We start from the raw sequence: 26,349 nt of genomic DNA on the forward strand, positions 1-26,349 counted from the left end.
CGATTTGCCCTCTTTCAAGGGATTGTAGTATCCTGAATTAGGGGGGTAAAGATGAAGGAATCCAAGAAGGGAGAAATTCTTCTTTTTTTTGTTTTGATGGTTTCGATTTTGTCGGAAGCACTTCATGCAGGAACCATGGTTGTGAGTGGCAGCATGGTCTTTCGCTTTGCCGTTCTTTCCGATGATGCCGCCTTGTTGAATGAATTTCCCCAATATGAAAATGAATCCAACAGCCAGCAGGTGGTGGCAAGAGCAGCAGGAAGAATCGTTGTGGAGAATCGTGCCGACCTTAGGCCCTTCACAAGCGATGTCCCCTTTCCCCCTGGAGATCGTTACCGTAAAAGAGAGGACCTTGCTCCCTGGCTGGAATATGCAACTCGCCGGACCGGGGTCCGGATAACTGTTGTAAATGGGCAACGCAGCGAAAAGCCCATTGAAGAGGTTAATCCCGTTTCCGAGGCCAATATGCGTTGGATGTCCGCCCGGGCTCTGGCTGCGGCATCGGGGGCGGAACGTCAGGATCAGGCCGTTGAGCAGATACTTCTATCGGTTCGAACGTCGGTTTCCTATCTGCTTAATGCTTCCGAGGATCCCGCTCAGGTGCTGCGAAGCGGGCGAGCCGACTGCGACGGCTATTCCAACGCAGCAGCGATCCTTTTGCGGAGTCTCGGTATTCCGGCGAAAGTGGTGGACTCCTATATCCCTCCCGGCCATATGTGGGGCTACGGACCGGAAGGTTCCGGAGGCTATCATGCCCATATCGAGGTGTATTACGAGGATGCGGGCTGGGTCAGCTACGATGTGCAGGCGACCCTCCATTTCGTCGACCCCTTTCACGTTGTAGGCTATCCCCGATCGGGGGTACGTATAGAAGAACGTGCCGTGGAGGATAAACGCTCTATTGTAGGAATGGAAGCGGAGCCCGCCGGCGAGATCCATATGTTTCGCCGTAAGGTCGCCGGGGAGCTTTCGGCACCCCTTTTTGTCGGTACCCTTAGGGATGCAACCGGTGCCCTCCTTCGGGATTCCCCCCGTTCCAATCGGTGGATTTTTTTGCGAAACAACCGGGGAGAGGGAAACGGTCTGCTTATTCTTCCCGGCGGAGAGTTCGCCTTATCCACCGATACCCTGGGACCGGATGCCTCCGGTCGGATCTTCTATCCCGGAGGGGGCGGTGGCTATTTCGAGCAGAACATCGATCTTTCCGGTCTTGAGAAGGGAGCCGTGCTTCGCGAGAATTTCGATATCGGAAAGGATCCGGGAACAGTCATCTCCGGTCCGAAAGGAGCACGTGAATTGTATCGTTGGCACCTTCTTGCCGGAGGGAGATGGAATCTTGAGCCTGTTCCCCTGGGCGCAGATGATAGTATAAAAATTGTCTCGAACCTGAGACAGTGGATCATCTCCTTTTCTCGAAACCAGGCCGATCCTCGTTACCTTGTGGATCTTTCCCGTGCGGTACAGCCCGATCCCCTTCCCGTCTATCTTGAGCCGGGAAAAGCCTATCTCAAACTGCAGCCCTCTCTTGCCGATGTTCCCCTGGTACTTTTTGATGCTTCGGGCAGACGCTATGAGCCGGAGATCACGGCGGGGAAAGGAGAAGCGTCCCTCCCCCTGCTGGTCCCCGACAAGGGCTTTGACAGAGTGCTGCTCTATCGTGATGGGGAGGATAAGCTGTTCTTCGGGAGCCTCGGCGGCGGAGAAGACAGGGGTGGGGCATTGCTTTACACCATTGATTCGAGTCGTTTCGATCTCGGCCTTTCCATTGCGGTCAAGCGCCCCGGTTCTCCTCTTCTTCTGTTGGAGCGGGATGGCGGACGTTGGCGGCAACTGCTCAGGATAGCACGCCCAGGGGCTTCGTTGACTATTGCCTATCCCTCGGAAGATGCCGAACTCCTCCGCAATTTGGCACTTCTACCCGCAGGGGCCTCTGTTCCCGAGCCTTTGCCTTCAAGTTGACGACTCTTTCCTAAGCCTCTATGATGGTAGGGTGGCTGACCATGGCGTTATTCATACAGTCGTAACTGCGTCGGAAATTCTCGAGTATATTGCGGAGAAGGGAGGCGCTCAACCCGCCGAAATTGCCAAGGATCTTGGGCTCGCACGCGCGAATGTCCATCGGCATATTGCCACCTTATACAACCTCGGCTTTGTTGAAAAGAGAAGCGACGGCAGATGTGTTCTCACCTTCAGGCTCTTTGAGCTGGGCAACACGGTTCCTCATACCAGAAATCTCATCGACCCCGCCCGCCCTGCAATGCTGCGACTTAGCCAGGAGACCGGCCATACCGTAAACCACGGTATTCTCCATGAGGCTTCTGTTCTGTTTATCGACAAAGTCGATGCCAACGCCTATCTCATGCTTGAACGGCCGATCGGTACCTGTCAGCCGCTTTACTGTACCAGTCTTGGAAAGGTGCTTCTTGCCTTTCAGCCAGAGGCTGAACGCGAACGGCTGATCTCCTCTCTTGACCTTATCTGCCATACCGAGCACACGATTACCGATCGGGATCGTCTTCGCGAGGCCCTGAACCGGATCCGGGAAGAAGGCTTCGGTTGTGACTTCCAGGAGATGACCAATGAGCTCAACTGCGTTGCCGCTCCTGTATTCGGCAGCGGGGGAAAGATCGTTTCCGCCATCAGCATTTCTGCGCCTGTCGATCATTTCGATCGGGCCGCCATTGAGTCGGTCGTAGCCTCCCTGACGGCAATAGCCGACGAAGTATCGAGACACATGACCCGCTAAGCGGGAGCTTGCCTTCAAATTACCCTAAATGATTGATTCTTGTTCTTGACAGATAAAAGGAGTGGCTTTACACTATGACCGTGTTGCACAATATAAACATGAGTTCAAATATTGATACAAAAAGCTACGCACCTGCAACTACGGTGATTAAGGCTTTTCGGCTGCTGGAATACATAGGTTATTCTCAGCCTGTTCAGCCGGCCCAGATGGTGCGTGCTTTGGGGCTTACACGGGCAAATGTCTACCGGCTTCTGACGACGCTGATGAAAATCGGCTACGTTATCCGGGAGGATGAGGGGTATATGCTCTCCTTTAAGCTTTTTAAGCTGGGAAGCACGGTTCCTTTAAGCCGGAATTTGCGTGATGTGGCGAAACCGATGATGACGGCCCTCATGAAAGAGGTCGGGGAGAATATCTATCTCACGGTTCTTTGCGAGGATACGGTTATTGCCATCGAAGAGGTGAAGAGTTCGAATCACCTCACCCTTAATCCCGATGTTACCTACACGTATCCACTCAATACCTGTGCAAGCGGCAAGCTTTTTTTCGCGGCCATGGGAGAGGATACCAAACAGCGGATGCTATCTTCTCTCACCTTTGAAAAGCGTACGGAGCACACGCTTGTGACGCCCGAGGCCTTTATCGAGGCTTCTCGTCTTGCTTCGGCCAGAGGTTATGCCCTTGAGCTTCAGGAGTTCAGCGACGACCTTAACAGCATGGCCTCTCCAATCGTGGATTATCGTGGTCAAATGGTCGCTTCCATAGCGATTTCCGGTCCTTCAATGCGTTTGACCGAGGACCGTCTTTCGGCCTGGATCGGCCCCCTCAAAAAAACAGCACAATTAATTAGCGAAGAACTGGGCAGAGAAAATTAGGCGTAGCGCTTTCTCTGCTCATGGTTGATAGGATTTTCTGTTAAGGAGAAAGATGATGGAAGATGACAAAATTTTCGAACCGCTTTCGTTGAAGCATGCCCCGGATATAAAGGTGACGCCCCCGGGACCAAAGTCTCAAGCGATTCTGAAGTATCAGAGCGAACACGAGAGCTCCGCGGTCTCCTATTCCAAGGGGATGCCCATGGCCCTGAAGCTGGGCAAGGGTGCGACCCTTGTGGACGTTGACGATAATGTTTTCATCGATATGTTTGGCGGCGCAGGGGTTATGGCCCTCGGAAGCAGCCATCCCGAGATTCTGAAGGTTGCCCACGAACAGATCGATCAGGTTACACACAGTCTCGACATTCCCACGCCTACACGGCAGAAAATGGTCGAAACCCTGATGAAAATTCTTCCCGATGAGCTTACAAGGGTTTTCTTCGGCGGCCCTACCGGAAGCGATGCCGTGGAGCAAGCTATTAAATTGGCACGCTACAATACCGGCCGCTATGAGGTCATCGCCTTTGAGGGGGCCTATCACGGTATGACCGGAACCGCCCTGGCCCTTACCTCCGATGAGGGCCACAGAGAGGGGCTGGGTCCCCTAACACCGGGTGTCCGTTTTATTCCCTTCCCCTATACCTACCGAAATCCGTTCGGCTGCCCCGATGAGAATGTCGATCTTCAGGCTGCAGAGACCCTTGAACGAGTATTGAGCGATAGCCACTCCGGTTATTCTAAACCGGCCGCCGTCATCCTTGAATCGGTCCAGGGTGAGGGAGGAACCATCATTCCCACCACCCGTTTTATGAAACGGGTTCGGGAGATCTGCGATAAGCATGATGTATTACTGATTTGTGATGAGATCCAGGCAGGTCTCGGCCGTACAGGTAAGATGTTTGCCTTCCAGCACTTCGATATCGTTCCAGACATCATCACCATGAGCAAGGCCCTTGGCGGTATGGGCTTCCCAATCAGTGCCATTGCCTATAAAGAGAAGCTGAACACCTGGCCGACGGGAAAGACCATCGGAACCTTCCGGGGAAATATGATTGCTTTTGCTGCCGGTGCCGCAGGTTTGAACTGGATGCTCGATAATAAGGTGTGTGAACATGCAGCCGAACTTGGCAAGAAATGCATGGTTAAACTGAAAGAGCTTGAGGCCGGCTGTTCCATCGTTGGCGAAGCACGGGGAATCGGTCTCATGATGGCCATTGAGATGGTAAAGGACAAGAAAACCAAGGAACCCGCCCCCGATTTTGCCAAAAAGGTGAGGACCTATGCCCATCGTCGCGGTGTCATGATCGAGGTCGGTGGCCACTACAACAACGTTGCCCGCCTTCTTCCGCCGCTTATCATAACCGAAGAGCTTGCCATGACCGCCATAGGCATTATCTCCGATGTCATTCGCGATATCGAAAAAGAAGCAAAGGAGGGGTGATTATTTGGCAAAGAAAGCACAATACAATGTAGCCGTCGTAGGAGCCATGGGTATGGTCGGCGGAGAAATGATCAGAACCCTTGAGCGGAGAAACTTCCCCGTTGCAGAGCTTCGCCCTCTCGATATTGCAGCTAACGCCGGCAAAGAGGTCTCTTTTCGCGGAAAGAACTGGAAGGTACAGGAAGCCAAGGGTGAAAATTTCGAGGGCATAGATATCGCCATCTTTTCCGCCGGCGGAGATGCAAGCCTCGATCTTGCGCCAAAGGCTGCGGAGCGGGGCGCCGTTGTTGTGGATAATTCATCGGCATGGCGGATGGATCCCAAATGTCCTTTGGTCGTGCCTGAGGTAAACCCGGCCGATCTCAAATGGCACAACGGGATCATCGCAAATCCGAACTGCTCCACCATACAGATGGTGGTGGCTTTGAAACCTCTCCACGATTATGCAAAGATAAAGCGTGTTGTTGTATCGACTTACCAGGCGGTAAGCGGGGCCGGAAAAGCGGGTACCGATTCCCTTACGAATGAGGCAAAGAGCTATCTTGAGACCGGAAAGGTTCAGACAACCGGCAAATTCCAGTACCAGATTGCCTTCAACTGTATTCCCCACATCGATGTTTTCCAGGAAGGGGGAAATACCAAAGAAGAGAACAAGATGATCTTCGAAACCTGCAAGATCATGGGAGACGACTCCGTCAAGGTGTCGGCAACCTGTGTTCGTGTTCCTGTCTGGTACGGTCACAGTGAATCGGTGAATATCGAAACCGAACGGCCTCTGAGCCCTGAGAAGGCCAGAGAGCTACTTGCCGCTGCCCCAAGTATAAAGGTGGTGGACGAACCGGCGAAGAACGGTTACCCGATGCCGCTTTTTTCAAATGACGAAGACCTCACCATGGTCGGCCGCATCCGCAAGGATGAAAGCATCACCAACGGCCTTAACATGTGGGTTGTTTCCAATAATGTTAGAAAAGGGGCCGCCCTGAATGCTGTTCAGGTGGCCGAGTCCCTGCTTGAGCAGAATATTCTCTAAACTGGAGGGGGAACATGGAGTTCAAGGCCCGGATTGCCGAGTTGAAAGAGGAGCTTATCGCTCTTCGGCGTGATTTTCACATGCATCCCGAGCTCGGTTTTCAGGAGTATCGTACCGCCGAAAAGGTGGAAACGTTTCTGGAAGGGCTTGGCCTTTTCCCCAAAAGGATAGCGGATACGGGGGTCGTTGCTCTCATCGAGGGGCGCACTCCCGGTCCTGTGCTGATGCTGCGGGCGGATATCGATGCTCTTCCCATCAAAGAAGAGAACGATCTGCCCTACGCATCGGTCAACGATGGTGTGATGCATGCCTGCGGTCATGATGCCCACACGGCCATGCTTCTAATTGCGGCAAAGGTCCTGACAGAGTACCGGAACCGCATTCCTGGAACCGTGAAGCTTGTCTTTCAGCCGAACGAAGAGATCGCCGGTGCCGAAAAGCTGGTGGAGCAGGGGCTTATGAAGAATCCGGATGTAAACGCGGCGTTGGGAATACACATCTGGACTCCCCTTCCCAGTGGCCAGATCGGCATTCAGAGCGGTGCCGTTATGGCAAGCATGGACATCTTCAAAATCGTTATCCAGGGACGCGGGGGGCACACCGGTTATCCGGAAGGTGCCGTCGACCCTGTTATCGCGGCCTCAGCCATTGTAATGGAAGCACAACGAATTCAGACCCGTGAAATCAGTCTCATGAAGCCTACGGTACTTATGTTCGGAAAAATCGAGGGAGGCACAAAAAACAATATCATTCCCGATACCGTAACCCTCGAAGGATCCATGCGCTATCTCTATGCCGGCGGCTCCGGCAGCGAAGAGGATCCTCCTGCCAGACTAAAGCGGCTTGCCGAAGCGGTTTGCGCCGTACACGGCTGCAGCTGCGAAGTTCATGTGGAACGGGAGAATTCGGCGGTCGTCAACGATCGGGATATGGTCGAACTTGTGCACAAGACAGCTTCCCTGATCGTTGGAGCCGATAAGGTTGTCGGCCATGCTTCAATGGCAGGGGAGGATTTTTCCGCCTATGCCTCACGGGTTCCTTCCGCCTTTGTTTTTCTGGGGACAGGCAATCCGTCGAAAGAAAGCACCTATCCGCATCACAATCCCCGGTTCAATATCGATGAGGATACCATGGCCACCGGGGTGGAACTTTTTGTGCAAAGCGTTTTTGCCTATTTCGGCAATACAACGTGAAGGAGGTAGATGGAAAGACACTACTGCGGAGATGCTCCGCATAAGAGCGTACGTACTGTTAAATGAATACTTTAGGAGGTATTAGATGAAGAAAAGAGTTCTTATCTCTGTGTTGATGATTACCCTTATCACCTTCGGTGGTCTTTTTGCACAGGGCGGTCAGGAAGCGGCTGGTGGCGCTTCCGGTAAGGTTATCAATGCCAAGCTCGCTTCCGAGGAGATCGAAGGCGACTTTATGACGGTATGGGCAAATAACTTTGCCGATTATATGAAAGAGCAGACCGATGGACAGTTCGATCTCGAGGTATATCCCTACGGAACCCTTGGGGATACCAGGGATATCAACGAGCTGGCCCAGATTGGTGTTGTCGAGTTCGTCTTTACCGATTTTGCATGGATCAGCGCCTTTGTTCCCGAGGTTCAGGTTTTAAGCCTTCATTATCTCTGGCCCAAGGACCGAATGCCGGAAGTCCTTGAATGGGTTGTGGAGAATGGAGAGATCATGCCCTTCCTCGATAAGGCGTTTCGAAAAAACGGGCTTGTTCCCCTTGGTATTGTCTATGAAGGGTGGCAGTGGCTTACCGCCAAGCCAAAGGCCGTCACCCTCGATGATCTTCAGGGTATGAAAACCCGGGTCATGGGTTCCAAACTCCTTGTTGAGGATTACCGTGCTTACGGTATGAGTCCTACCCCCATGAGCTACGGCGAGGTCTACAGCGGGCTCCAGACCGGGCTGATCGATGCACAGGTCAATCCACTTTTTGCCGATTACAGCATGAAGTTCTATGAGGTAACTAACTACTTTACTCAGATGTGGGCCGAACCCTTTCTCGGCATCCCTACGGTCAACATGCAGTTTTACGATCAGTTGCCCGAGGATATGCAGAAAATGATGAAGAAGTTCTTTTTGGAGAACATCATCAATGCTGCCGAGTGGATTGATGCCAGAAATGCCGGCGACCGGAAAAAGATCGAAGAAGAGAAACCCGACATCGTCTGGACCGAATGGGACAAAGAAGAGATCTCCAAGGCAAAGAAGATGGCGGAGAGTGTGTGGAACGATAAATATCCTGGTATTGCCGGAGATGGTGCCGTTGAGGCCCTCAAAATCCTTCTTCGGGATATCGAGAATGCAAAGGCTGCCCTTGGAGTTGAATAATTCCAGGTGTGGACGGGTGCGGTGCGAACGTATTTCGCACCGCACATTGTATTACCGGAGAAGAAATGCGTATGAATCAGGAACAGGATAGAGAGACGAAAGAAAAACTGAAAGAAAACACCAAGAACGTTGGGAGAATCATTGCACTGGTGATCGACTGGTTTGAGGTTGCGGTTCTTTCCATTGGAATAGCAGCCCTGGCGATCCTGTTGATTGCCAATGTTGTTGCGAGAACCTTTTTCCAGAGCATCTACTACGCCGATGAGGTTTCAAAGTTTCTTATTATTCTCATCTCCTTTGTCGGAGTCAGTTATGCGGCGAGAAAGGCCCGTCATATTCGTATGGGCGCCTTCCTCGATCTTATGCCGCCCAAACTTGAAAAGATTTTTATCTTTGTTATTTCCGCAATAAACGCGGTGGTCCTTTTGATTATGGCATGGTACGGCTTCCAGTACATGAATCAGATGCGAATTCTGGGGCAGCTGACATCGGCCCTTCAGGTCCCCTACTGGACCTTTATGATTATAGTCCCCATCGGCTTTGCCTCTGCGGGAATCCAATACATCAGAACCATCATCAAGAACATTGCCGAGAAGGATGTGTGGCTCTCCCCGGAACAGCAGAGTGAATACGAGGAAGAGGGAACCATCGGTTATTAAGTCCGACGAAAGGAGAAATAGATGACACTTTTATGGGTAAGTATGATCAGCATGTTGCTCCTGGGGTTCCCTTTTATGGTGGTTATCCTCGGATCCTTGCTGCTGTATATAGGTACTGCGTATCCGTCCTTTAATTTTACCGTGCTGGTTCAGCAGGTCATCAACGGAATGACCCCGCCGGCATTGGTTTGTGTTCCGATGTTTATTCTCGGTGCCAATATTATTACGTCGGGAGAGGCTGCTCCCCGACTCATCAATATGGTTAAAAGTTTTGTTGGTCATATTCCGGGAGGTTTACCGATAACGACCAACGCAAGTTGCACCCTTTTTGGTGCGGTATCCGGTTCGACCCAGGCTACGGTAGCGGCAATTGGGGGGACCATGAGACCGATGCTTCTAAAGGCTGGCTACAATAGCCCTTTTACCCTCGGTTTGATCATTAATTCGAGTGATATCGCACTCCTTATTCCGCCAAGCATCGGTTTTATCGTGTACGGTGTTGTTACCAGCACCTCAATCGGTAAACTTTTTCTTGCCGGTATCATTCCTGGAATTTTGATTTTTCTCATGTTCTCAATCTATTCCTATGCCTATTCGAAGATAAAGCACGTTGGGGTGCTGCCGAAGGCAAGCTGGAAAGAACGAAAAGAAGCGGTTAGAAAAGGAGTTCTCGTTCTTGGTTTTCCGCTGATTATCGTCGGTGGAATCTATGCCGGAATATTCAGTCCTACCGAGGCGGCCGCAGCGGCCGTTGCCTATGCCCTTCTTCTCGAAGGCCTCGTTTTTCGAACCCTTACCTGGAAAAAGCTGGTCACAGCCTTCCTTGATACGGGCATTATCACCGGAGTTGTTTTTATCCTCGTCGGAGCAGGACAAGCCTTCAGTTGGTTTATCAGTTTTTTGCGGCTTCCTCAGGAGATTATGCCTGTCATTATCGGCGCTGATCCAACCCAGTTAAAGGTGATATTGATTGTCGTTATCTCCTACTTTGTTGCCTGCATGTTTGTGGATCCCATCGTCGCAATCTACGTGCTGAGCCCAATTTTCCAGCCCTATGTGACAAGCCTGGGAATCGATCCCGTTTTTCTCGGTACCCTGGTAACCCTGCAGGCCGCCATCGGTTCGGCAACGCCTCCCTTCGGTTGTGATATCTTTACCGCTCAGCTGATATTCAGACGTCCATATTGGGAGGTTATACGTCATACGCCGCCTTTTATTCTGATGCTGATCCTGACGACGCTTTTGATCATCATTTTTCCCGAGCTGGCGACCTTCCTGCCGAATTCGGCACTTATCAACTAGGGAGAGGGGAAGCGATCAATGCTCTATCGTGGAAAACCGGACCAAGTAAGTTATGGTGAGGCCATCGGTATCATCCTTTTGGAAAACTACGTGCCATTTATTCCCGGTGATGTGGCAAACGCCACCAGCTATAATTTCCCGGTTCGTTTTCAAAGGGTTCCCGGTTTTACGGTAGAGCGTATTTTCGCCCATGATATGAGCCTGGTCGATGCTCTCATCCGGGCCGCGCTGGATCTTGAAGGCAACGGGGTCCGGGCAATTACCGGGGACTGTGGTTTTATGGCCCTCTATCAGAAAGCCATTAAAGCTGCAGTATCGGTTCCTGTCTGCATGTCTTCTCTTTCCCAGATCGCATTTATGCGAACGATGTTGGGAAAGGGCGAGAAAATCGGGATTATCACTGCAAATTCGGAAAGTCTCGATGATCAGGTACTCGGGGCTGCCGGAATCGCTTCCGGACCTGATCTTGTGATAGCGGGGTTGGAAAAGGCGGACCATTTCGTCTCAGCGGTGTTTCGAGAAGAGGGGGAGCTTGATTCCGAGCGGATCAAGGCCGAGGTTGTTGCTGTTGCAAAAGCGATGACTCGCAGCCATACCGATATTGGTTTGATCTTACTTGAATGTAGTCTTCTGCCCCCTTATGCCGCCGCCGTGAGAGAGTCGACTGGCCTGCCGGTGTTCGACTATCTTACCATGATCCACCAGCTTTACGACGCGGTTGTTCCCCGATCCTATTCCGGTTATCTCTAAACTGTTTGCAATTCCCGGCGCCGCTGCCGAAACATAGTCTCTTCGCTTAAAAACCATAGGAGGAATAGTATGGCTGCATTTACCAAAGAAGAGTATGAACAAAGAATAGAAAGGACCAAAGCTGCGATGAACGAGCGGGGGATCGACCTGCTGTTTATCAGCCAGCCAGCCAACATGAATTATCTAACCGGCTACGATGGATGGAGTTTTTACGTTCATCAGTGTGTACTGGTTTCCCTCGATCAGAAGGAACCCATGTGGATCGGTCGTGGGATGGACGCCAATGGTGCCCGCATTACCACCTATCTTCCCGATGATTGTATCAGGCAATATGCCGACGACTACGTACAGTCCACGGTCAAACATCCGATGCACTTCATTGCCGATGTCATCAAGGAAAAGGGCTGGGACAAAAAGCGGATCGGTGTTGAGATGGACCAGTTCTATTTTACCCACCGAAACTATGTTGAACTGGAAAAAAGCCTGCCTGACGCCGCTTTTGTCGATGCGAATACCCTGGTGAACTGGGTCAGAATCATCAAATCCGAGGCAGAACTTGAATTTATGCGGGCCGCCGGAAAGGTCGCGGTCAAGGTGATGGATGCCGCCGTTGCCAATATCAATGTCGGATCCAGAGAGTGTGATGCCGCAGCAGCCATTGCCGCCGCCCAGTACAGCGGGACCGAAGAGTATGCAGGGGATTATCCCGCCATCGTTCCCCTTATGATGGCAGGGGAGGCTACCAAAACGCCCCACCTTACCTGGTCGGGGAAGCGTTATACCGCAGATGAAGCGGTGCTGTTGGAGCTGTCAGGGGTCTATAAACACTACCATGCCCCCATCGCGCGGACTATTTTTCTCGGAAAGAACCCTCCGAAACTGATGCAGGATACTGCCCGAACCGTCATCGACGGATTGAAAGCCACCCTGGATTTCATCAAACCTGGGGTAACCGGTGAGGAGGTCGAGGCGGAATGGCGCCGGGCCATCAGCCACTCCACGGTGGTGAAAGAGGCCCGTCTCGGATATTCCATCGGACTCAACTATCCGCCGGACTGGGGAGAACAGACCATCAGTCTTCGTCCCGGAGATAAGACGGTGGTCAAGCCCAACATGGCTCTTCACCTCATTCCCGGCATTTGGTACGACGATGTAGGTTTTGAGGTGGATGCAAGCATTCGTATTACGGAAACAGGATATGAGAGCCTTTACGAATATCCTGTGGAAATCTTCCTGAAATAGGCCCACGTTGCAGGGTGTTGTTGTATGAATACTATGCCGAATCTGCGGGACGTTTATACGGCCCGCAACAGAATCAAAGGCTATGCGATCCGAACCCCCTTTATTGCCTCTCCCGCTTTGGAGGAAGAGGCAGGGGCTGCAGCCGTCTATCTGAAGTTGGAATCCCTGCAAAATACCGGGGCCTTCAAGGTCAGGGGCGCTGCGAACAAGATCCTCGGCCTCTCTGAAGAAGAGCGACGACGGGGGGTTGTTACCTTTTCCACCGGAAATCATGGCAAGGCTGTTGCCTTTGTAGCGGGGAAAAGTGGTATTCCCGCCACCGTCTGCCTTTCCGAACACGTTCCCGCCTATCGTGCCGAGCTGATTCGTAGTTTTGGGGCCTCGGTTCACATCGAGGGACAGAGCCAGGATGAGGCTGAGGCTGCCTACGAGCGAATGAGGAAGGAGAAGGGTCTTGTTCCCGTTGTTCCATTTGACGACCCAGCCATCGTGGCGGGGCAGGGGACCATCGCCCTTGAGATGCTGGAAGAGCGGCCGGACCTCGATGTACTGCTGGTACCCCTTTCCGGTGGCGGCCTTTTGGCAGGAGTGGCCCTCTGTGCCAAATCTGTCAACCCGACAATAAAGGTGGTCGGTGTCTCCATTGAGCGATCTCCAGCCATGCTCGAGAGTCTGAAAGCCGGCCACCCGGTAGCCGTGGAAGAAAAGGACACCCTTGCCGATTCTCTTTTGGGAGGAATCGGTACGGAAAACCATTATACCCTGCCCCTGATTTCCCGCTATGTCGACGACCATATTGTGGTAGGCGAGGAAGAGATCAGGAAGGGGCTCTATTATGCCTTAAAAAAACACTCCCTAGTTATAGAGGGTGCGGCGGCCGTGGGGATCGCTGCGATCCTCGCCGGTAAGGTTTCCGCCTCCGGAGGGAACGTGGGGCTTGTGGTAAGCGGAAGCAGCGTGGAGCTGGACCGCTATATCGAAGTAGTAAGGAGAGAGGCAGATGCAGAAAGCTGAAATATATGTTGTTAATGAGGATGAACTTGTCGAAAGCGTGAAGCTTGACGGAAGTATCATCGAGGCCGTTGAGCATGCATTCGGCGAATTGCAGAAGGGAAATGCGACGGTCCCCCCCATCATGATGATTCCCGTTCCCGAACGGACCGGAGAGGTTGATGTAAAAAGCGCTTTTATCAAAGGCTTGGACAGTCTTGCTATAAAGGTCGCCTCGGGATTCTTCGAAAACGGTAAGCTCGGTCTTCCCTCTGCCAGCGGTCAGATGCTGGTGCTCAGTGCCGTGACCGGTTTTCTGGAGGCTGTACTTTTGGATAACGGCTACCTCACCCAGGTGCGCACCGGTGCGGCCGGGGCGATTGCCGCCAAGTATCTTGCCCCCTCCGTGGTAGAGAATGCCGGAGTTATCGGCGCCGGTACCCAGGCCCGTTTCCAGATGCGCGGCCTTTATCACATGCGCCCCTTTAAACGTATTTTCACCTGGAGCCCCGATTCCGATGAGATTCGCGATGCCTATGTTGAAGATATGTCCAGGGCACTGGGCGTGGAGGTCATCAAGGCAGAAGACGCCGAAGAGGTCGTGCGTAATTGCCAGTCCGTCACCACAACAACGCCGGCACGTTCTCCCTTTATTCGGGCTTCCTGGCTCCATTCAGGGCTCCACATCACCGCCATGGGAAGCGACACCGAGGAAAAACAGGAAATAGAGGCAGATGTTTTTGCAAAGGCAGATATCGTTGCCTGCGATCTAAAAAGTCAGTGCTTTCGCCTCGGAGAGCTGCGCAGTGCCAAGGCCGCCGGAAGCATAAGCGATGAGACGGTGATCGAACTCGGAGAGCTGGTGAACGGTGTCAAAAAAAGGAGAGACAACGACAAGCAGATAACGGTATGCGACCTCACCGGCGTCGGCATTCAGGATACCGCCATAGCCCTCGAGGCCCTGGCACGGGTAAAAGCCGCCGATAAGGGTTTAAAGATTGGAGGCCGCTGATGTTGGAGCGTGAACTGCGTTTCTCCGAAGAGGAATATCATCGTAGGCTCAGGAAGGTCAAGGCTTCCATGGACCGGCAGGGGATGGAAGTCCTGGTTGTTGTGGATCCGGCAAACATGAACTATCTTACCGGATACGACGGCTGGAGTTTTTATGTCCATCAGGGACTTATTATCGCACTCGATCGGGATGAACCCTTTTGGTTCGGCAGGGCACAGGATTCCAATGGTGCGCGGCTTACCACCTGGCTTTCGGAAGAGAGCATTCTCGGCTATCCCGACCACTATGTGCAAAGCCGCTACACCCACACCATGCGCTATGTTGCGGATAAAATTGCCGAAGAGGGCTGGGACAGGCGACGGATCGGGGTGGAGATGGACAATTACTGGTTCAGCGCCAGGATGTACAGAGAGCTTACCGAACAACTTCCTTCCGCACGCTTTGCCGATGCAACAAGCCTTGTGGCGTGGGTTAAAAGTGTAAAAAGCGATGTCGAGGTGACGATGATCAGGCAGGCCGCCAAAATCACCGAAAAAGCAATGGACCTTGCGGTCAAGATGATCGAACCCGGTGTTGCCGAGCGTGAGGTTGCCGCCGCGGTATCTGCGGCCCAGATCGCCGGGGTCGACGGCTATGGGGGAGACAGCCCCGCCATCTTTCCCATCATTCCCTCCGGTCAGCGGACAAGCACGGCCCATCTCACCTTTCACCCCGAACGTTCCTATCAAAGCGGTGATGTGGTGCTCCTTGAGTTGGGATCGGCCCGTTGTCATTACCATGCACCTCTCTCCCGGACCGTTTACCTTGGAAAGGTCCCGGACGATCTGAAAAAGGTTGCGGATGTGGTGGTCGCTGGGCTCAGTAAGACCCTGGAGTTTATCGTCCCCGGTGTTACCGCCGAAGAGGTAGAGGCCTACTGGCGGAGCTGCCTGGCAGGTACCGGGGTGGAAAAGCCGAGCAGGGTCGGTTATTCCTTCGGCCTCGCCTACGTCCCTGATTGGGGCGAGCATACCGTAAGCCTTCGCCCGGGAGACAAGAGTGTTCTTGAGCCGGGGATGACTATTCACTTTATGCCCGGTATCTGGCTGGATACCTACGGCTTCGAATGCTCGGAACCCTTCCTGGTTACCGATTCCGGCTGCGAGAAATTGGTGAACTTTCCCGAGAGGCTCTTTACAAAGGAAGGGTGATTGTATACATATGCAGAATATGATTGTGTGTAAATTCGGCGGAACATCCATGGCGGATGCCGCTCAGATGAGAAAGGTTAAATCGATTATCGATCTTGATCAGGACCGGCGGGTTGTGGTCGTGTCTGCCCCGGGAAAGCGCAGCAAAGATGATGAGAAAATCACCGATCTGCTCTATTCCTGCCATAAGGCCGCTTCCGATGGAAAGGCGATTACCCCCTATTTTTCCGTAATACGGGAGCGAATTCTTGCTATCTGTAAGGATCTTTCGGTTGTTTCCGACATGGCCTCCCGTCTTGATGAGATCGAAGAGAAGATAAGCTCCGGTGCGAGTGCGGATTATGCGGCAAGCCGGGGAGAGTATCTTTCGGGTTTGATGATGGCAGGTGTTCTGGATGCCACCTTTGTCGATCCTGAAGAGGTGGTGCGTCTGACCGCCGACGGCAGGGTTGACGATGACACCTACCCAATGGTTGCCGAGGCGATGAAGGGGCCCGGTCGCTATGTCATGCCCGGTTTCTTCGGATCGACTTCCGATGGTAAGGTGAAGACCTTCAGCCGGGGCGGCTCGGATATCTCCGGTGCCATTGCCGCCCGGGCGGTGGATGCAACGCGCTACGAGAACTGGACCGATGTTTCGGGTATTCTCATGGCCGATCCCAGGATCGTTGATACGCCTCCTGGCATCAAGGAGATCACCTATCGGGAGGTTCGTGAGCTTGCAAGTATCGGAGCCTCGGTCTTTCATGAAGAGGCGATCGCTCCGGTGCGCAGCGTCGGTGTTCCCATAAATGTTCGCAATACCAACAATCCCGAAGCCCCCGGCACCATGATCCTCCCTTCCCGGGATACTGCAAAGCGGGCCGTTGTCGGGGTTTCCGGTAAAAAGCCCTACCTTAACCTCTATATTGAAAAGCTCATGCTCGGCCGCTATCCCGGCTTTCGGCAAGAGCTCCTTACACTTCTTCAGGAGCGGGGCATTGTTCCCGAGTTTGAGGCCAAGGGTTTTGATAGCCTTAGCTTCCTTATCCCCGAGGCCTACGTAGAAGACGCCAATGCGGTGCTCGAGGCAATCAGGGCAAATCTTGACCCCGATGAGGTTGTTTTCAGGCCTTCGCTTGCCCTTATCGGTGTCGTCGGCGAGGGTATCCTGGGAAAAGCAGGCGTTGCCGCATCCTATTTCCTTGCTTTGCAGAAGGCGGATATCAATGTGCGTTTCATCAGCTTTGGTGGTTCGGAGATAACCCTTTTGATCGGTGTCGATACCGATCGTTATCGGGATGCCCTTCGGGCTTTGGTCGAAGTCGCCGTATAGGAAGCGCGTATCACATAAGCGGGGCGTGGAGCGCTTGCATCTGGACCTTACAGGTAGCGCTTTACGTCCCTGCCGATGACGTTGGCAATCAGCTCGATTTGGTCTTTAACGGGACTGGAATTGATCTTGCTGAAAAGGACCTCTTCAATCTGAAAGAAACCGACTGAGGCGCTCATCTCCACTGCAATTCTGATCGGCTTTTCTTCTCCCTTTTGGATTTTCACTTTCTCAATTGCAGAGGCGCTGTATTTGTGGATGTCCCCGACATGACTTTCGGTGTTCATGCTCATGGGGATTCTCGCCCGACCCTTTTCCATATCGCATCCGTCGGCTATGAGAATAATACCAGCCTCTTTTGAGTGAATTTTTTGCTGAGCCATGTGTCCGACGATTCCCTCAAGGGCAACCGACTTGGTTATCACCTTTCGTACCGGATCGTTTGGGTAGAGCTTTTGGGTGATGGCATCGATATACGGCGCAGCGATAATCATTGAAGAGTGTTCATGGTCCTGCCGCCCGATGGTCATGCCGACATCATGGAGAAAGGCCGCCAGCAGTACCCCTACGCTGCTTTCTTCAAAGCTTCCGACCTCATCCTCTTCGAGGGAAAGCTTTACATTCGCTTCCTTAAGCAGACTCATCATGGTTAGGGCATTTAAAGCCACTTTTCGCATGTGGACCGGACCGTGGTCATTGAAGTGGAGCCTTCGAATCGAAACTGTATTTGCGTATTCCTGCATGGCATGGATTTCCTCATCCTCGATAAGCAGTTGTAGCGTTTCTTTTGCCTTTCCTTCCGTCATGGCAAGAAGCTTTCGGTCGAGGGCACGCTCCTTTGGTGATTTTTCATTTCGTTTAATATCGTTCATGATGCTAATATAATCAATTCAGAGTAGATCCGTCAGGAAAAGGGGACGATTACACAGATTTTAAACGTTGGCGAAGTTGTCGCTGAAGCGAGGCATGGATATAGCGATGAAGACGCATATTCGTCTCATGATCGGGAGAATCAAACATTGCTACAAGGAGGATCGTGCCGTCCGGGAGTTTCCTTCTTAGGGAAATCGTTCCCTTCAATCCCTCGATGGCTTCTCCGATTTCCATGGTAAAAGAGTCGATCCTGGAGCCGGCAGGCAGGAGCCTTCCTTCTTCCAGGACAAAGGAGACTCCTGCCGCACTGATGTCGGAAATCGTTCCTGTGTATATTTTTCCCCCGGAAGTAATGCGTAAGGGGGAAATTGACTGGCTGTTTGTTCCAAAACGAACGTATCTGCGTTGGCCTTTTGCTCCGCTTTCTTCAAGAAAGGCGAGAAAGGTTGAGACTGCCTTTGCTGGTGTCTCGGAAAGTGCGATCCTATCAAATTGTGCAGGGGAATGGTGTTTTGTATGAGGGTTGAGAAGAAAAATTTCAATCTGCTGCTGGTGTAAAATCGTTTGTTGTCGGTGAGCTTCTTGCTCCAAAGCCGAGAATTCCTCGGTAAGGACGGTATCTTCGTGGATAAACACAAGAGAGTTTGGATATCCGGTAATTAGACGAATACCCTCCCTCCCCTTCGAAAGGGTATAAATTTCGTATTCCGCAACAATCGCAGCTTCGACAAGACGTTGATGAAAGATCCCTTCCGGGAAAAAATAGAAAATCTTGCGTCCTGTTCCTATTCCTGTCATTGCCTCACCTCGTTTTTACTCTCTTGGAAAAAGGAAACCACCGCTCCGTTCTTTTCCTGCTGTTTGAGCCGATCGAGATAGCCACTCTCTTCGCTTCTGATTTCCGTATCCCGTACATGCGGAAGCCTCTTCAAAAGTACTTTTCCCGTCGTCGGATCCATAATGATCTTTCTCGCCTGATTTCCCCCCACATCGGAACTGATGATTCGTATCTTCTCCAATTCAAGATAATTAAAGGCAAAATCGATATTAGCCCTGCTGATGGAGAGGGCCTCGCTTCTGGTCGTGGCAAGCACCATTGCACCGCCGAAAACTTTGGCGACCAGCTGATTCTTCGCCGATCCCATTTTCATCAACATGTTGATCAAGAGCTCCATGGCATTCATGCCGTATTTGCCGTTCTCATCGAGATAGAAAACCCTTTTCGGCTCACCCGGAAGCATGAAATGGTTCATCCCTGCCTGCCTCTTTTGGACATCCCAGAGCACGACCGAAACGCAGGAACCAAGGACCGTCGATATTAGAATCGATTCGCCTGTTGCATGGAAGTCGCCGGGATGAAGAAAGGCAACGTCCTTTCCTAAGCTATGGTTATGAAGCAGATGCACAAAGTGCTCCCTTAAAAAAAGGTAATCTCTCCGCCGGCGCTTCCCTCTTCAACTTCAAAACCTCCGATCTTACCGGCTACTTTTTTATGTTCGAGAATGGTGAACCGCTTGATGATGTTCTGAAAACGTTCGCTTTGAATGTTCCAGTCCTTAAGCCCATTTTGTGCCAGTTCTTTTTTGAATTGCCTATCAAAAAGTTCTTCAATTTTGCCAAGCAAATCGGTGCTTTGTGCCAGCTCCTGTCGACATTCCGAAAGCTTTTCAAGAAGCTCTTCTGTTTCCCGGTACGTTTGAATGAACCCACTTCCAAAGGCCGAGAAATTTTCTATAACTGCTTCGATTCCATGAACCGTTGAGTTGGCATTTTCAGCGATAAGTGCCATGTCATGCTGGAAATTGTCGGCAAAGCTTGCCTCACTTTTATACATTTCCCGATAGAAAAGAAGTGACTCCTGGGTCCGTTTAAAGAATTTATGGATGCTTTGAAGTGCATTTTCAACGGTCGAGTCGATAAAATGGGTAAGATTGGACATCTCTTCGACTGTTGCTTCCATCGATTCGAGGGCCTGCTGTTTCGCTATTTCTATTTTTGACGCCACATTGACATTCTGGAATTGTCCGACAAGCTCGGAGAAATCGATAAAACTCTGCTGAAGAGCCCCGACTTTTTGCATGAGATTTTCACTTCGCGAGGTGATTTCCACCTTCATATCAAGAGAGGAGGCAACACTCTTACGGATTTTTGCTATGGATGCTTCCGCTTCGTTGAAGTAGGAAGAGAGCGAGGCCCCGTGGCGATAATCCCGCACATTTTGTTCAATGGAGGACATGACTCCGCCTATTCTTTCCGTCTCTCCCTTGAAAAGATTATAGCTTTGTCGAATCTGCTCAGATACATCATTAATAAGATCGGAGCAGAGACGCGGAATGGTCCTGAGAAAGACCAACTCGTCCAAAAGTTCCTCAATGCTCTCTTGTCCGCTAGGCTCTCCTTCTGTTTTCAACTCCTTGAGAGCAAGAACAACATGATCGAGAGACTGACGGATGATGTCCTGATGTTGGACCTGCTGCATGATGGTAGTAAGAGGGGCCCCTATGGTTTTCGATTCTTCGATAATATCCTTGAGAAAATCGATTGCCCCATCTGTTGCATTTCCCGCCTTCTGAAAACCCGTATCGACAAAGTTGCCGAAATCCTGCAGCAGCTTTGTTTGTACCTCTTCAACCTTCTCCATTGCGGAAAGAAAGTTTGAAAATGCTTCGTCTATCTCCTTGCCCTCGGCGGTAAGTTCTTCGGTATATACGATTGAACGGGCCGAAATGCGTTTAAGCTCTTCAGTGATGAAGCTGAAGGCTCCTCCCGCCTTCCCCGCTTTGATTGCAACGGTCATCGCATTTAAACTAATCAGCTCCATCGACTCCGAACTTTCCCGAATATCCGAAATTCGATAGTCCAGCTCCTTGACCACCTCGATCTCTTTGCGAAGACTCTCCAGCAGCTGATCGTCCCGCAGGTGCAGGGTATTGAAAGAATCCGATGCCTCACGAAGTACCGCTTTTGTTTTTGCCAGAAGAGATGATGCCGAGGTTGTGTTGCGAAAAGTCGCCGTCTTGGTTTTGAGGTTTTCCACCTGCAGCTCCGAGGCATTTCTTCCCTTTTCAAGCTCAGAAGAAAGCTTCGGAAAGATTCCGGCAATACCGTCGAATATGATCTCGGTATTCTTGATCACTCCGTCTATCTGTGCTGCGATATCCGTAGGAGATGTTTCGATACTCTGTTCCATTGCCTTTAGTATAGTTAAGCTCTTACGCGTGTGCAAGAAAAACGGCCGTCGCGGTGGTTCGTGACGGCCGTTTTATTTCGGATTTCAGAAAGTTTTTCCCTATTCTTCCTTTCTGATGGTGTTTTCGGTTTCAAGATCAAAAAAGTTGGCTTTTTCATAATTGGGAGTAAAGAATATTTGCTGGCCAACCTTAACATTAACGTCCGGATCAAGCTTTGCAATCAGCTGATGTTTCTGTGTGTTGACCCATACCTGGGTTTCAGCGCCAAGGGGTTCTATAACACCGATTTCGCCCTTGATCGTTACGCCCTCTTTTCCCTCTGTTTCATAGGCAAGATCTTCCGGCCTGATTCCGAAAATGACCTCTTTTCCGATGTATCCCTTTTCTCTGAGAAGATCGGCATAGACCCCTTTGATCTCAGCCTTGAAATCGGCTTCTTCCATCAGCAGTTTCTTGCCTTCTTCCACAACCTTGACAGTCATGAAGTTCATGGGAGGTGATCCGATAAAGCCTGCGACAAACCTGTTTGCGGGTTTGTTGTAAAGGGTCAGCGGATTTCCAATCTGCTGGATGATACCATTTTTCATGACAACGATCTTGTCCGCCATGGTCATTGCTTCGACCTGGTCGTGGGTAACATAAATCATCGTTGCCTTCAGCCTGTGGTGAAGACTTGAAATCTCCGCCCTCATCTGAACCCTCAACTTGGCATCGAGGTTTGAAAGGGGTTCGTCGAAAAGGAAAACCTTAGGCTGGCGAACAATTGCGCGTCCGACGGCGACACGCTGCCTCTGGCCACCGGAAAGGGCCTTTGGTTTTCTGTCAAGCAGTTCCTCGATGTCGAGAATTCTGGCCGCTTCCTTAACACGTTTTTCGATCTCGGCTTTATCAAATTTTCTGATTTTGAGACCGAAGGCCATGTTGTCGTATACGCTCATATGGGGATAAAGCGCGTAGTTCTGGAATACCATCGCGATGTCCCGATCTTTCGGCGGCACATCATTTACCAGTTTACCGTCGATATAGAGTTCACCCTCGGTGATATCCTCCAAACCGGCAACCATTCGGAGCGTTGTTGATTTTCCGCAACCGGATGGTCCTACGAGAACGACAAATTCTCTGTCTTGAATGTCGATATTGGCATTGTCGACGGCCCTGACGCCGCCTTCGTAGACCTTGCCGATACCCTTCAGCTGTACTGTAGCCATAGAATACCTCCAAATTATCTTATGGCTAACAGAGTATTATGCTTTTAGCGAGCTGTCAATGAAACTTTCCCCTTTACTCACTGTAACGGCTTTTGGCGATACCAGGTCTCCAGCCGTTCGGAAAGATCGGGGACTTGGTTCGGATCGTCGGCCGAGGCCTTTTCCAGGAGCCAGGGAATGATGACATCTTTTCTCATGGCGTTCCACCTGGAAGGAAGGGGCAGGGGAAAACTGAGATAGTTTTCGGGGGGGATGTGCCCTACCAGAGAAGGAAAGTACTGGGGAATGATCTCTTCATTAATAGACGGCAATGAGGAGAAGCCGTCGGCGATGCCAAACGTCCTCATTCGCTTAAACTGGCTGGATTCGAGGAGTTTTTTCTGTGTATCACTTTGAAAAAACCAGAGAAGAAAGGCACCTGCAGCCGGCCGGGCATCTGCGGCATTGGGAATTCCAATGAAAAGGAGATCGTCGTTGACCGGTATAAGGTCGTTCTTGGCCATCCACCGGAAATCAAGGGCACTTCGTTTTTCCGGGGCCAGGTGGAAGAAATTCCGCAGGGTCGAATAGGTAAAAAGGATTCGACCGTCGGACAATAGTTTAACCGGCGGATCGTAAAGAAAGGTGTCGATGAATTGCTGTTCCAGGTCTCGCCCCTGGTTGACGGTAGTGATCCATTCTCTGATGAAGGAGATCGCCTGATCCAGGGCCTCCTGATTCCACGTCACCTGTCCCGTTTTTTCTGCTTCTGTAAAATTGGTCCGGAAAAGAGCGGTTTTCTCATACAGCACTTCGGGGTTCCATCGCGGGGAGAATCCCATGCGGTTGAATCGACCGTCTCTGATGACGTTATATGCGGCACTTTCTTCCTGGATACTTTCCAAATTGAGGCTGAACTGCTGGTTGCCGCTTCTGGAACTCTTCAAAAAAGCGAGAGCGGGAAGATCGAAACTCACCGGGAGCAGTATGTGCTGCCCTGCTGAATTTTCCCCACGCGAAAGAAAATCTTGGTAGAAAAGGGATTGGTCCAAAAGAGGAAGGTTCGTCCGCCTCTCCACATCCCTTTCCCCCGTTGCAAAAAGGGATGCAAGGGAAGAGAACCGCTGTATGGTTTTTTCGTTGTTGAGATAGGCACCGGCAACCAGATCGGGAACCAGTTCCTGCTTATTGGTATCGATCTTCCCTTCTTCAATTTCCCGTGCGGGCTCGTTTTTGTAGACCACCTCGATTTGGTAGAGCTCCTGCGATGCGTTAAAGAGCTCGGCATAGGCGGCGAATTCGGGGCGGTTTGTCCAGAGTATCGCCGTAGAAGGGAAGCGACCGGGGTTCTTATACCAGAGAAAGAAAATCGCCGAGGCCAAAAGCAGAAACACAAGGGGCAGCATGATGATGATAAGACGTTTACGTAAGTTTCCCGAGAATCCCATGAAGGCAACTCTACGTGGAGGCGGACGCCTTGTCAATTGCCGACGCTCCTGTGATAATGAATCGGTGACCAAAAGATTTTATCGCTATAGTTCCTATCTGAAAGACCGTTACAAAGAACCTGTCTACAGGATCGGTATTGATGCGGGATTCGGATGCCCCAACAGAAATCCGGACGGTCGGGGGGGCTGCTATTATTGTGACGAAGCTGGTTCACGGGCCGCCTACCAGGAAGCTAATGGACCGCATTCCTTCTTGCGTTCCTCATCAGGGCCGGACCCCGATGATCCTTATTGGCAAACATGGATGAAGAGACAGATCGATGAAGGAGGGACCTTCCTTTCGAATCGCTACGGAGTGCACTCCTTTATTCTCTACGTACAGGCCTTTTCCGGAACCTGGGCACCGGTGCCGAGACTGAAGCATATCTATGATTATCTCCTCTCCCTCGCATCTTTTCGGGAGCTCATCGTCGGTACCCGTCCCGATTGTGTGGACGAAGAGGTGGTGAAGCTGCTTTCCTCTTATGCTTCCTCCCTCGATATGGATGTGTGGCTGGAGTTGGGATTGCAGAGTTATCATGATCAGACCCTTCGGCATATCGGCCGGGGGCACGACACCTCTGCCTTTGAAAGGGCCTATGAAACGGCCAGGGCCGGGGGGCTGAAATGTTCCGTTCATCTGATATTCGGGCTTCCCGGGGAAGACGACGCAATGATGGAAGAGAGTGTTTGTCGCCTGGCCCGCCTGCGGCCCGACGGGGTGAAAATTCACAATCTGCACATTGCCGAAGGAACACGGTTTGCGCAATGGTGGCGGGAAGGCCGACTGCAGGTGCCCGATACCACACACCATCTGCGGCTGGTGGCCGACGCCCTGGAGCTCTTACCCGAGACGACTGTCGTTCAGAGGGTAACCTGTGACACGCCCAAGGCCCGGCTCCTTGCTCCCGTCGATTTTGCCTCCAAAGCCCATTTCTATCGCCTTTTGGATGAAGAGCTTGAAAAACGGAATAGTTATCAGGGAAGACGATTCGCCGAATGTGAGAGAAACGCGCCGGATTGACAGCCCCCCTGTTTTGGCCTACAGTTAGCCTTATGCGGGGACAGTTCTGGGCAACCGGTGATCCGGGCTCCTCTTCCGGTGGGCTTTCCGGTTTGATTGATCGTATTCTTTCTATTTTTCTCGGGGCTTCCGATCCGGAACGGGAAAAACGGCGCTTACTGAAAGAGATTGAAAAACAAGTAAAACACCAGAAGTACAAGTATCTGAAGACCAAGGGGGCCGAAGCGCTGCCCGGCCTTGCGAAGCTTTTTTACGACATGTATAAGGTTATTGCCCCCGCTCAAGTGCTTTTGCAGAATGCCCATTCATCGGGGGTTTTGAAGACCATTCTTATCGAAAGTACCCTGACCGGTGAACAGCTGAAGATTCTTGAAACCGTTGATGAGGCGGCGATTAGGAAGGCCGCCGAGAGTAAGGACACAAAGGTCCTTGCCTCTGAGCTGAAGGACAAGCTCGTTACCTTCTTTTCGGCCTTTAACGGCGACAAAATAAAAGAGATCAACAATCGCTACAATCTCCTGCTTCTCTTTTTTCAGCTGATCAATTTCGACTACTATTTCTTTCTTAAGAAGTTCGATTCCGCTCTTCCCGAACGGGATTTTGTGTATCATCCTAAATTCGAGACAATCAACGGCAGCTATATCAGCGATGATCTTAAGGATTTTCTGGAGATCATGCTTCAATTCAATAAGGACCAGAACTGGAATGCCTTGTTTGATATTCTCGCCTCGTATAAACAGACGGAAGTCATAAATCGTGACGATTTTCGTAAGGTGATAAAAAACCTTCTTGATGTTCAACGCAGTTCGATCCTTACACTGATCGTTCAGCTCATCGACCAGGACCCCTATTATCAACCAAAGAGCTACTATCACGATGAGCATATCGTTGAGGAGTATCTGAACAAGATCAAGACCGGTACCGAGATGACGATTCAGAAGATTCTCATTGAACGGCAAAACAAAAAAATCGACACCCTTCTGAACACTATTTTCGGGACAACGGCGATCAGCCGCATGAAATACTATACCGAGAAGAATAATATGGCCTTTTCCAAGAAGATGCTTGGGGGCTATATCTACGTTCGTCCTCTCAACTATTTGAAAGCCTTTCTCCTCGACTTCTATAAGCGTGATATCAAAACGGTTGTGGATATCTTGTTGATAAGGGGCAAATGGTCGACAAATCTCTCCAGTCAGCAACTCTCCGAAGCCTTTCATGCGATCATGCAGGTTTCCGAGGATTTGATTGTCTTCGACGAGGGGCTTTCGGAAGAAGGCGGTTCCGGAGTCAAGCTGAAGGCCTTTCTCCATAAGGGGGACAGAGATAAAAACAGCATCGTTATCTTGCGAAAAATGCTGAAAGATATAAATGATGAGGCGCTGCGGATGATAAATGAGACCGCAAGCAACCTTATCATGGTCGGAAAAAGCCTGAAATTGGTATTGGAAGACTATGAGAAGAAACCCCACGAACTTATCCTCAACTGGAAGGAGGTTGAGGGGGCCTTCGAGCATGATGTAAAGGAAACTCTTACCGGTCTCTATAAAAAGATCTACTATTTTATCCAATTGATGCAATTTTATGTAAAGAAGAAATAAAAGAGACCTTCCCCCTTGTCTATGACTATCTACAACCCCCTGTGGATAAACGGTGGGTAATTCTACAGAAGACGCACAATTTGCG

23 protein-coding genes are annotated in these 26,349 nt (G+C 51.2%); 17 read left to right on the top strand and 6 right to left on the bottom strand.

All coding sequences use genetic code 11. From position 1 onward, the window contains the following. Positions 1-51: 51 nt before the first annotated feature. From F459_RS0103950 to F459_RS0104020, 15 genes are all read left to right on the top strand, one after another. Entirely contained in the window at positions 52-1,959 is a 1,908-nt protein-coding gene (locus F459_RS0103950; protein ID WP_020611437.1) for a transglutaminase-like domain-containing protein, read from the top strand. A 31-nt stretch (positions 1,960-1,990) separates the two neighbouring features. Continuing rightward, the gene (locus F459_RS0103955) at positions 1,991-2,746 is read left to right on the top strand and encodes an IclR family transcriptional regulator (protein ID WP_020611438.1); all 756 of its coding nucleotides are present in this window, start codon (positions 1,991-1,993) and stop codon (positions 2,744-2,746) included. A gap of 98 nt (positions 2,747-2,844) precedes the next feature. Further along, the gene (locus F459_RS0103960) at positions 2,845-3,621 is read left to right on the top strand and encodes an IclR family transcriptional regulator (RefSeq protein WP_245540068.1); all 777 of its coding nucleotides are present in this window, start codon (positions 2,845-2,847) and stop codon (positions 3,619-3,621) included. Between the two features lie 55 nt (positions 3,622-3,676). Beyond that, entirely contained in the window at positions 3,677-5,062 is a 1,386-nt protein-coding gene (locus F459_RS0103965) for an aspartate aminotransferase family protein (RefSeq protein WP_020611440.1), read from the top strand. 4 nt (positions 5,063-5,066) lie between these two features. Continuing rightward, the gene (locus tag F459_RS0103970) at positions 5,067-6,092 is read left to right on the top strand and encodes an aspartate-semialdehyde dehydrogenase (RefSeq protein WP_020611441.1); all 1,026 of its coding nucleotides are present in this window, start codon (positions 5,067-5,069) and stop codon (positions 6,090-6,092) included. Between the two features lie 14 nt (positions 6,093-6,106). Beyond that, positions 6,107-7,285, top strand: a complete 1,179-nt coding sequence (locus F459_RS0103975) for a M20 metallopeptidase family protein (protein WP_020611442.1) — start codon at positions 6,107-6,109, stop codon at positions 7,283-7,285. An 85-nt stretch (positions 7,286-7,370) separates the two neighbouring features. Beyond that, positions 7,371-8,444 carry a TRAP transporter substrate-binding protein gene (locus F459_RS0103980; RefSeq protein ID WP_020611443.1) on the top strand — a complete coding sequence of 358 codons (1,074 nt, stop codon included), beginning with the start codon at positions 7,371-7,373 and terminating at the stop codon, positions 8,442-8,444. Positions 8,445-8,509: 65 nt separating this feature from the next. Further along, positions 8,510-9,103: a TRAP transporter small permease gene (locus F459_RS0103985; RefSeq protein WP_020611444.1), complete on the top strand. Its 594-nt coding sequence runs from the start codon at positions 8,510-8,512 to the stop codon at positions 9,101-9,103. 21 nt (positions 9,104-9,124) lie between these two features. After that, complete coding sequence (locus F459_RS0103990; protein WP_020611445.1) at positions 9,125-10,405, top strand: TRAP transporter large permease; 1,281 nt, start codon at positions 9,125-9,127, stop codon at positions 10,403-10,405. Between the two features lie 18 nt (positions 10,406-10,423). Continuing rightward, a complete protein-coding gene (locus tag F459_RS0103995) occupies positions 10,424-11,155 on the top strand; it encodes an aspartate/glutamate racemase family protein (protein ID WP_020611446.1) in 732 nt (243 codons plus the stop codon). Positions 11,156-11,224: 69 nt separating this feature from the next. Further along, on the top strand, positions 11,225-12,397 hold the full coding sequence (locus F459_RS0104000; protein ID WP_020611447.1) for a M24 family metallopeptidase: 1,173 nt from the start codon (positions 11,225-11,227) through the stop codon (positions 12,395-12,397). 24 nt (positions 12,398-12,421) lie between these two features. Beyond that, positions 12,422-13,411 carry a pyridoxal-phosphate dependent enzyme gene (locus F459_RS0104005; RefSeq protein ID WP_020611448.1) on the top strand — a complete coding sequence of 330 codons (990 nt, stop codon included), beginning with the start codon at positions 12,422-12,424 and terminating at the stop codon, positions 13,409-13,411. Beyond that, positions 13,398-14,399, top strand: a complete 1,002-nt coding sequence (locus F459_RS0104010) for a cyclodeaminase (RefSeq protein WP_020611449.1) — start codon at positions 13,398-13,400, stop codon at positions 14,397-14,399. The genes F459_RS0104005 and F459_RS0104010 overlap by 14 nt, the downstream gene beginning before the upstream one ends. Then, on the top strand, positions 14,399-15,589 hold the full coding sequence (locus tag F459_RS0104015) for a M24 family metallopeptidase (RefSeq protein ID WP_020611450.1): 1,191 nt from the start codon (positions 14,399-14,401) through the stop codon (positions 15,587-15,589). Before F459_RS0104010 ends, F459_RS0104015 begins: the two co-directional genes overlap by 1 nt. A 10-nt stretch (positions 15,590-15,599) precedes the next feature. After that, entirely contained in the window at positions 15,600-16,904 is a 1,305-nt protein-coding gene (locus F459_RS0104020; RefSeq protein WP_020611451.1) for an aspartate kinase, read from the top strand. A gap of 47 nt (positions 16,905-16,951) precedes the next feature. On the opposite strand, the gene F459_RS0104025 is transcribed toward F459_RS0104020, so the two are convergent. The 6 genes from F459_RS0104025 to F459_RS0104050 form a co-directional block, all read right to left on the bottom strand. Beyond that, positions 16,952-17,773, bottom strand: a complete 822-nt coding sequence (locus F459_RS0104025) for a phosphohydrolase (RefSeq protein WP_020611452.1) — start codon at positions 17,771-17,773, stop codon at positions 16,952-16,954. A 49-nt stretch (positions 17,774-17,822) separates the two neighbouring features. Further along, entirely contained in the window at positions 17,823-18,572 is a 750-nt protein-coding gene (locus tag F459_RS0104030) for a PilZ domain-containing protein (RefSeq protein ID WP_020611453.1), read from the bottom strand. Beyond that, positions 18,569-19,180 (bottom strand): chemotaxis protein CheD, encoded by a 612-nt coding sequence (locus F459_RS0104035; RefSeq protein ID WP_020611454.1) that lies wholly within the window; start codon positions 19,178-19,180, stop codon positions 18,569-18,571. The genes F459_RS0104030 and F459_RS0104035 overlap by 4 nt, the downstream gene beginning before the upstream one ends. An 11-nt stretch (positions 19,181-19,191) precedes the next feature. Next, the gene (locus F459_RS0104040) at positions 19,192-20,964 is read right to left on the bottom strand and encodes a hypothetical protein (protein ID WP_020611455.1); all 1,773 of its coding nucleotides are present in this window, start codon (positions 20,962-20,964) and stop codon (positions 19,192-19,194) included. Positions 20,965-21,063: 99 nt separating this feature from the next. After that, entirely contained in the window at positions 21,064-22,173 is a 1,110-nt protein-coding gene (locus F459_RS0104045; RefSeq protein WP_020611456.1) for an ABC transporter ATP-binding protein, read from the bottom strand. A gap of 77 nt (positions 22,174-22,250) precedes the next feature. Further along, positions 22,251-23,600, bottom strand: coding sequence for a hypothetical protein (locus F459_RS0104050; protein ID WP_245540069.1), 1,350 nt, complete (start codon positions 23,598-23,600; stop codon positions 22,251-22,253). Here F459_RS0104050 and F459_RS0104055 point away from each other — a divergent pair. Beyond that, positions 23,560-24,663 (top strand): TIGR01212 family radical SAM protein, encoded by a 1,104-nt coding sequence (locus tag F459_RS0104055; RefSeq protein WP_245540070.1) that lies wholly within the window; start codon positions 23,560-23,562, stop codon positions 24,661-24,663. The two genes, F459_RS0104050 and F459_RS0104055, sit on opposite strands and share 41 nt — an antisense overlap. Positions 24,664-24,695: 32 nt before the next feature. After that, positions 24,696-26,264, top strand: coding sequence for a DUF5312 family protein (locus F459_RS0104060; protein WP_020611459.1), 1,569 nt, complete (start codon positions 24,696-24,698; stop codon positions 26,262-26,264). Positions 26,265-26,349 lie beyond the last annotated feature (85 nt).

Origin of the sequence: Sediminispirochaeta bajacaliforniensis DSM 16054, from assembly GCF_000378205.1 — a bacterium.
In the GTDB taxonomy this organism is placed as follows: Bacteria; Spirochaetota; Spirochaetia; order DSM-16054; family Sediminispirochaetaceae; genus Sediminispirochaeta; species Sediminispirochaeta bajacaliforniensis.

Bases quoted from the DNA above. Each gene is read 5' to 3' on its own strand.
- F459_RS0103950 (WP_020611437.1), top strand. From the start codon at position 52: ATGAAGGAATCCAAGAAGGGAGAAATTCTTCTTTTTTTTGTTTTGATG.
- F459_RS0103960 (WP_245540068.1), top strand. From the start codon at position 2,845: ATGAGTTCAAATATTGATACAAAAAGCTACGCACCTGCAACTACGGTG.
- F459_RS0103965 (WP_020611440.1), top strand. From the start codon at position 3,677: ATGGAAGATGACAAAATTTTCGAACCGCTTTCGTTGAAGCATGCCCCG.
- F459_RS0103975 (WP_020611442.1), top strand. From the start codon at position 6,107: ATGGAGTTCAAGGCCCGGATTGCCGAGTTGAAAGAGGAGCTTATCGCT.
- F459_RS0103980 (WP_020611443.1), top strand. From the start codon at position 7,371: ATGAAGAAAAGAGTTCTTATCTCTGTGTTGATGATTACCCTTATCACC.
- F459_RS0103985 (WP_020611444.1), top strand. From the start codon at position 8,510: ATGCGTATGAATCAGGAACAGGATAGAGAGACGAAAGAAAAACTGAAA.
- F459_RS0103990 (WP_020611445.1), top strand. From the start codon at position 9,125: ATGACACTTTTATGGGTAAGTATGATCAGCATGTTGCTCCTGGGGTTC.
- F459_RS0103995 (WP_020611446.1), top strand. From the start codon at position 10,424: ATGCTCTATCGTGGAAAACCGGACCAAGTAAGTTATGGTGAGGCCATC.
- F459_RS0104000 (WP_020611447.1), top strand. From the start codon at position 11,225: ATGGCTGCATTTACCAAAGAAGAGTATGAACAAAGAATAGAAAGGACC.
- F459_RS0104005 (WP_020611448.1), top strand. From the start codon at position 12,422: ATGAATACTATGCCGAATCTGCGGGACGTTTATACGGCCCGCAACAGA.
- F459_RS0104010 (WP_020611449.1), top strand. From the start codon at position 13,398: ATGCAGAAAGCTGAAATATATGTTGTTAATGAGGATGAACTTGTCGAA.
- F459_RS0104015 (WP_020611450.1), top strand. From the start codon at position 14,399: ATGTTGGAGCGTGAACTGCGTTTCTCCGAAGAGGAATATCATCGTAGG.
- F459_RS0104020 (WP_020611451.1), top strand. From the start codon at position 15,600: ATGCAGAATATGATTGTGTGTAAATTCGGCGGAACATCCATGGCGGAT.
- F459_RS0104025 (WP_020611452.1), bottom strand. From the start codon at position 17,773: ATGAACGATATTAAACGAAATGAAAAATCACCAAAGGAGCGTGCCCTC.
- F459_RS0104030 (WP_020611453.1), bottom strand. From the start codon at position 18,572: ATGACAGGAATAGGAACAGGACGCAAGATTTTCTATTTTTTCCCGGAA.
- F459_RS0104040 (WP_020611455.1), bottom strand. From the start codon at position 20,964: ATGGAACAGAGTATCGAAACATCTCCTACGGATATCGCAGCACAGATA.
- F459_RS0104045 (WP_020611456.1), bottom strand. From the start codon at position 22,173: ATGGCTACAGTACAGCTGAAGGGTATCGGCAAGGTCTACGAAGGCGGC.
- F459_RS0104055 (WP_245540070.1), top strand. From the start codon at position 23,560: ATGATGATAAGACGTTTACGTAAGTTTCCCGAGAATCCCATGAAGGCA.
- F459_RS0104050 (WP_245540069.1), bottom strand. From the start codon at position 23,600: ATGGGATTCTCGGGAAACTTACGTAAACGTCTTATCATCATCATGCTG.
- F459_RS0104060 (WP_020611459.1), top strand. From the start codon at position 24,696: ATGCGGGGACAGTTCTGGGCAACCGGTGATCCGGGCTCCTCTTCCGGT.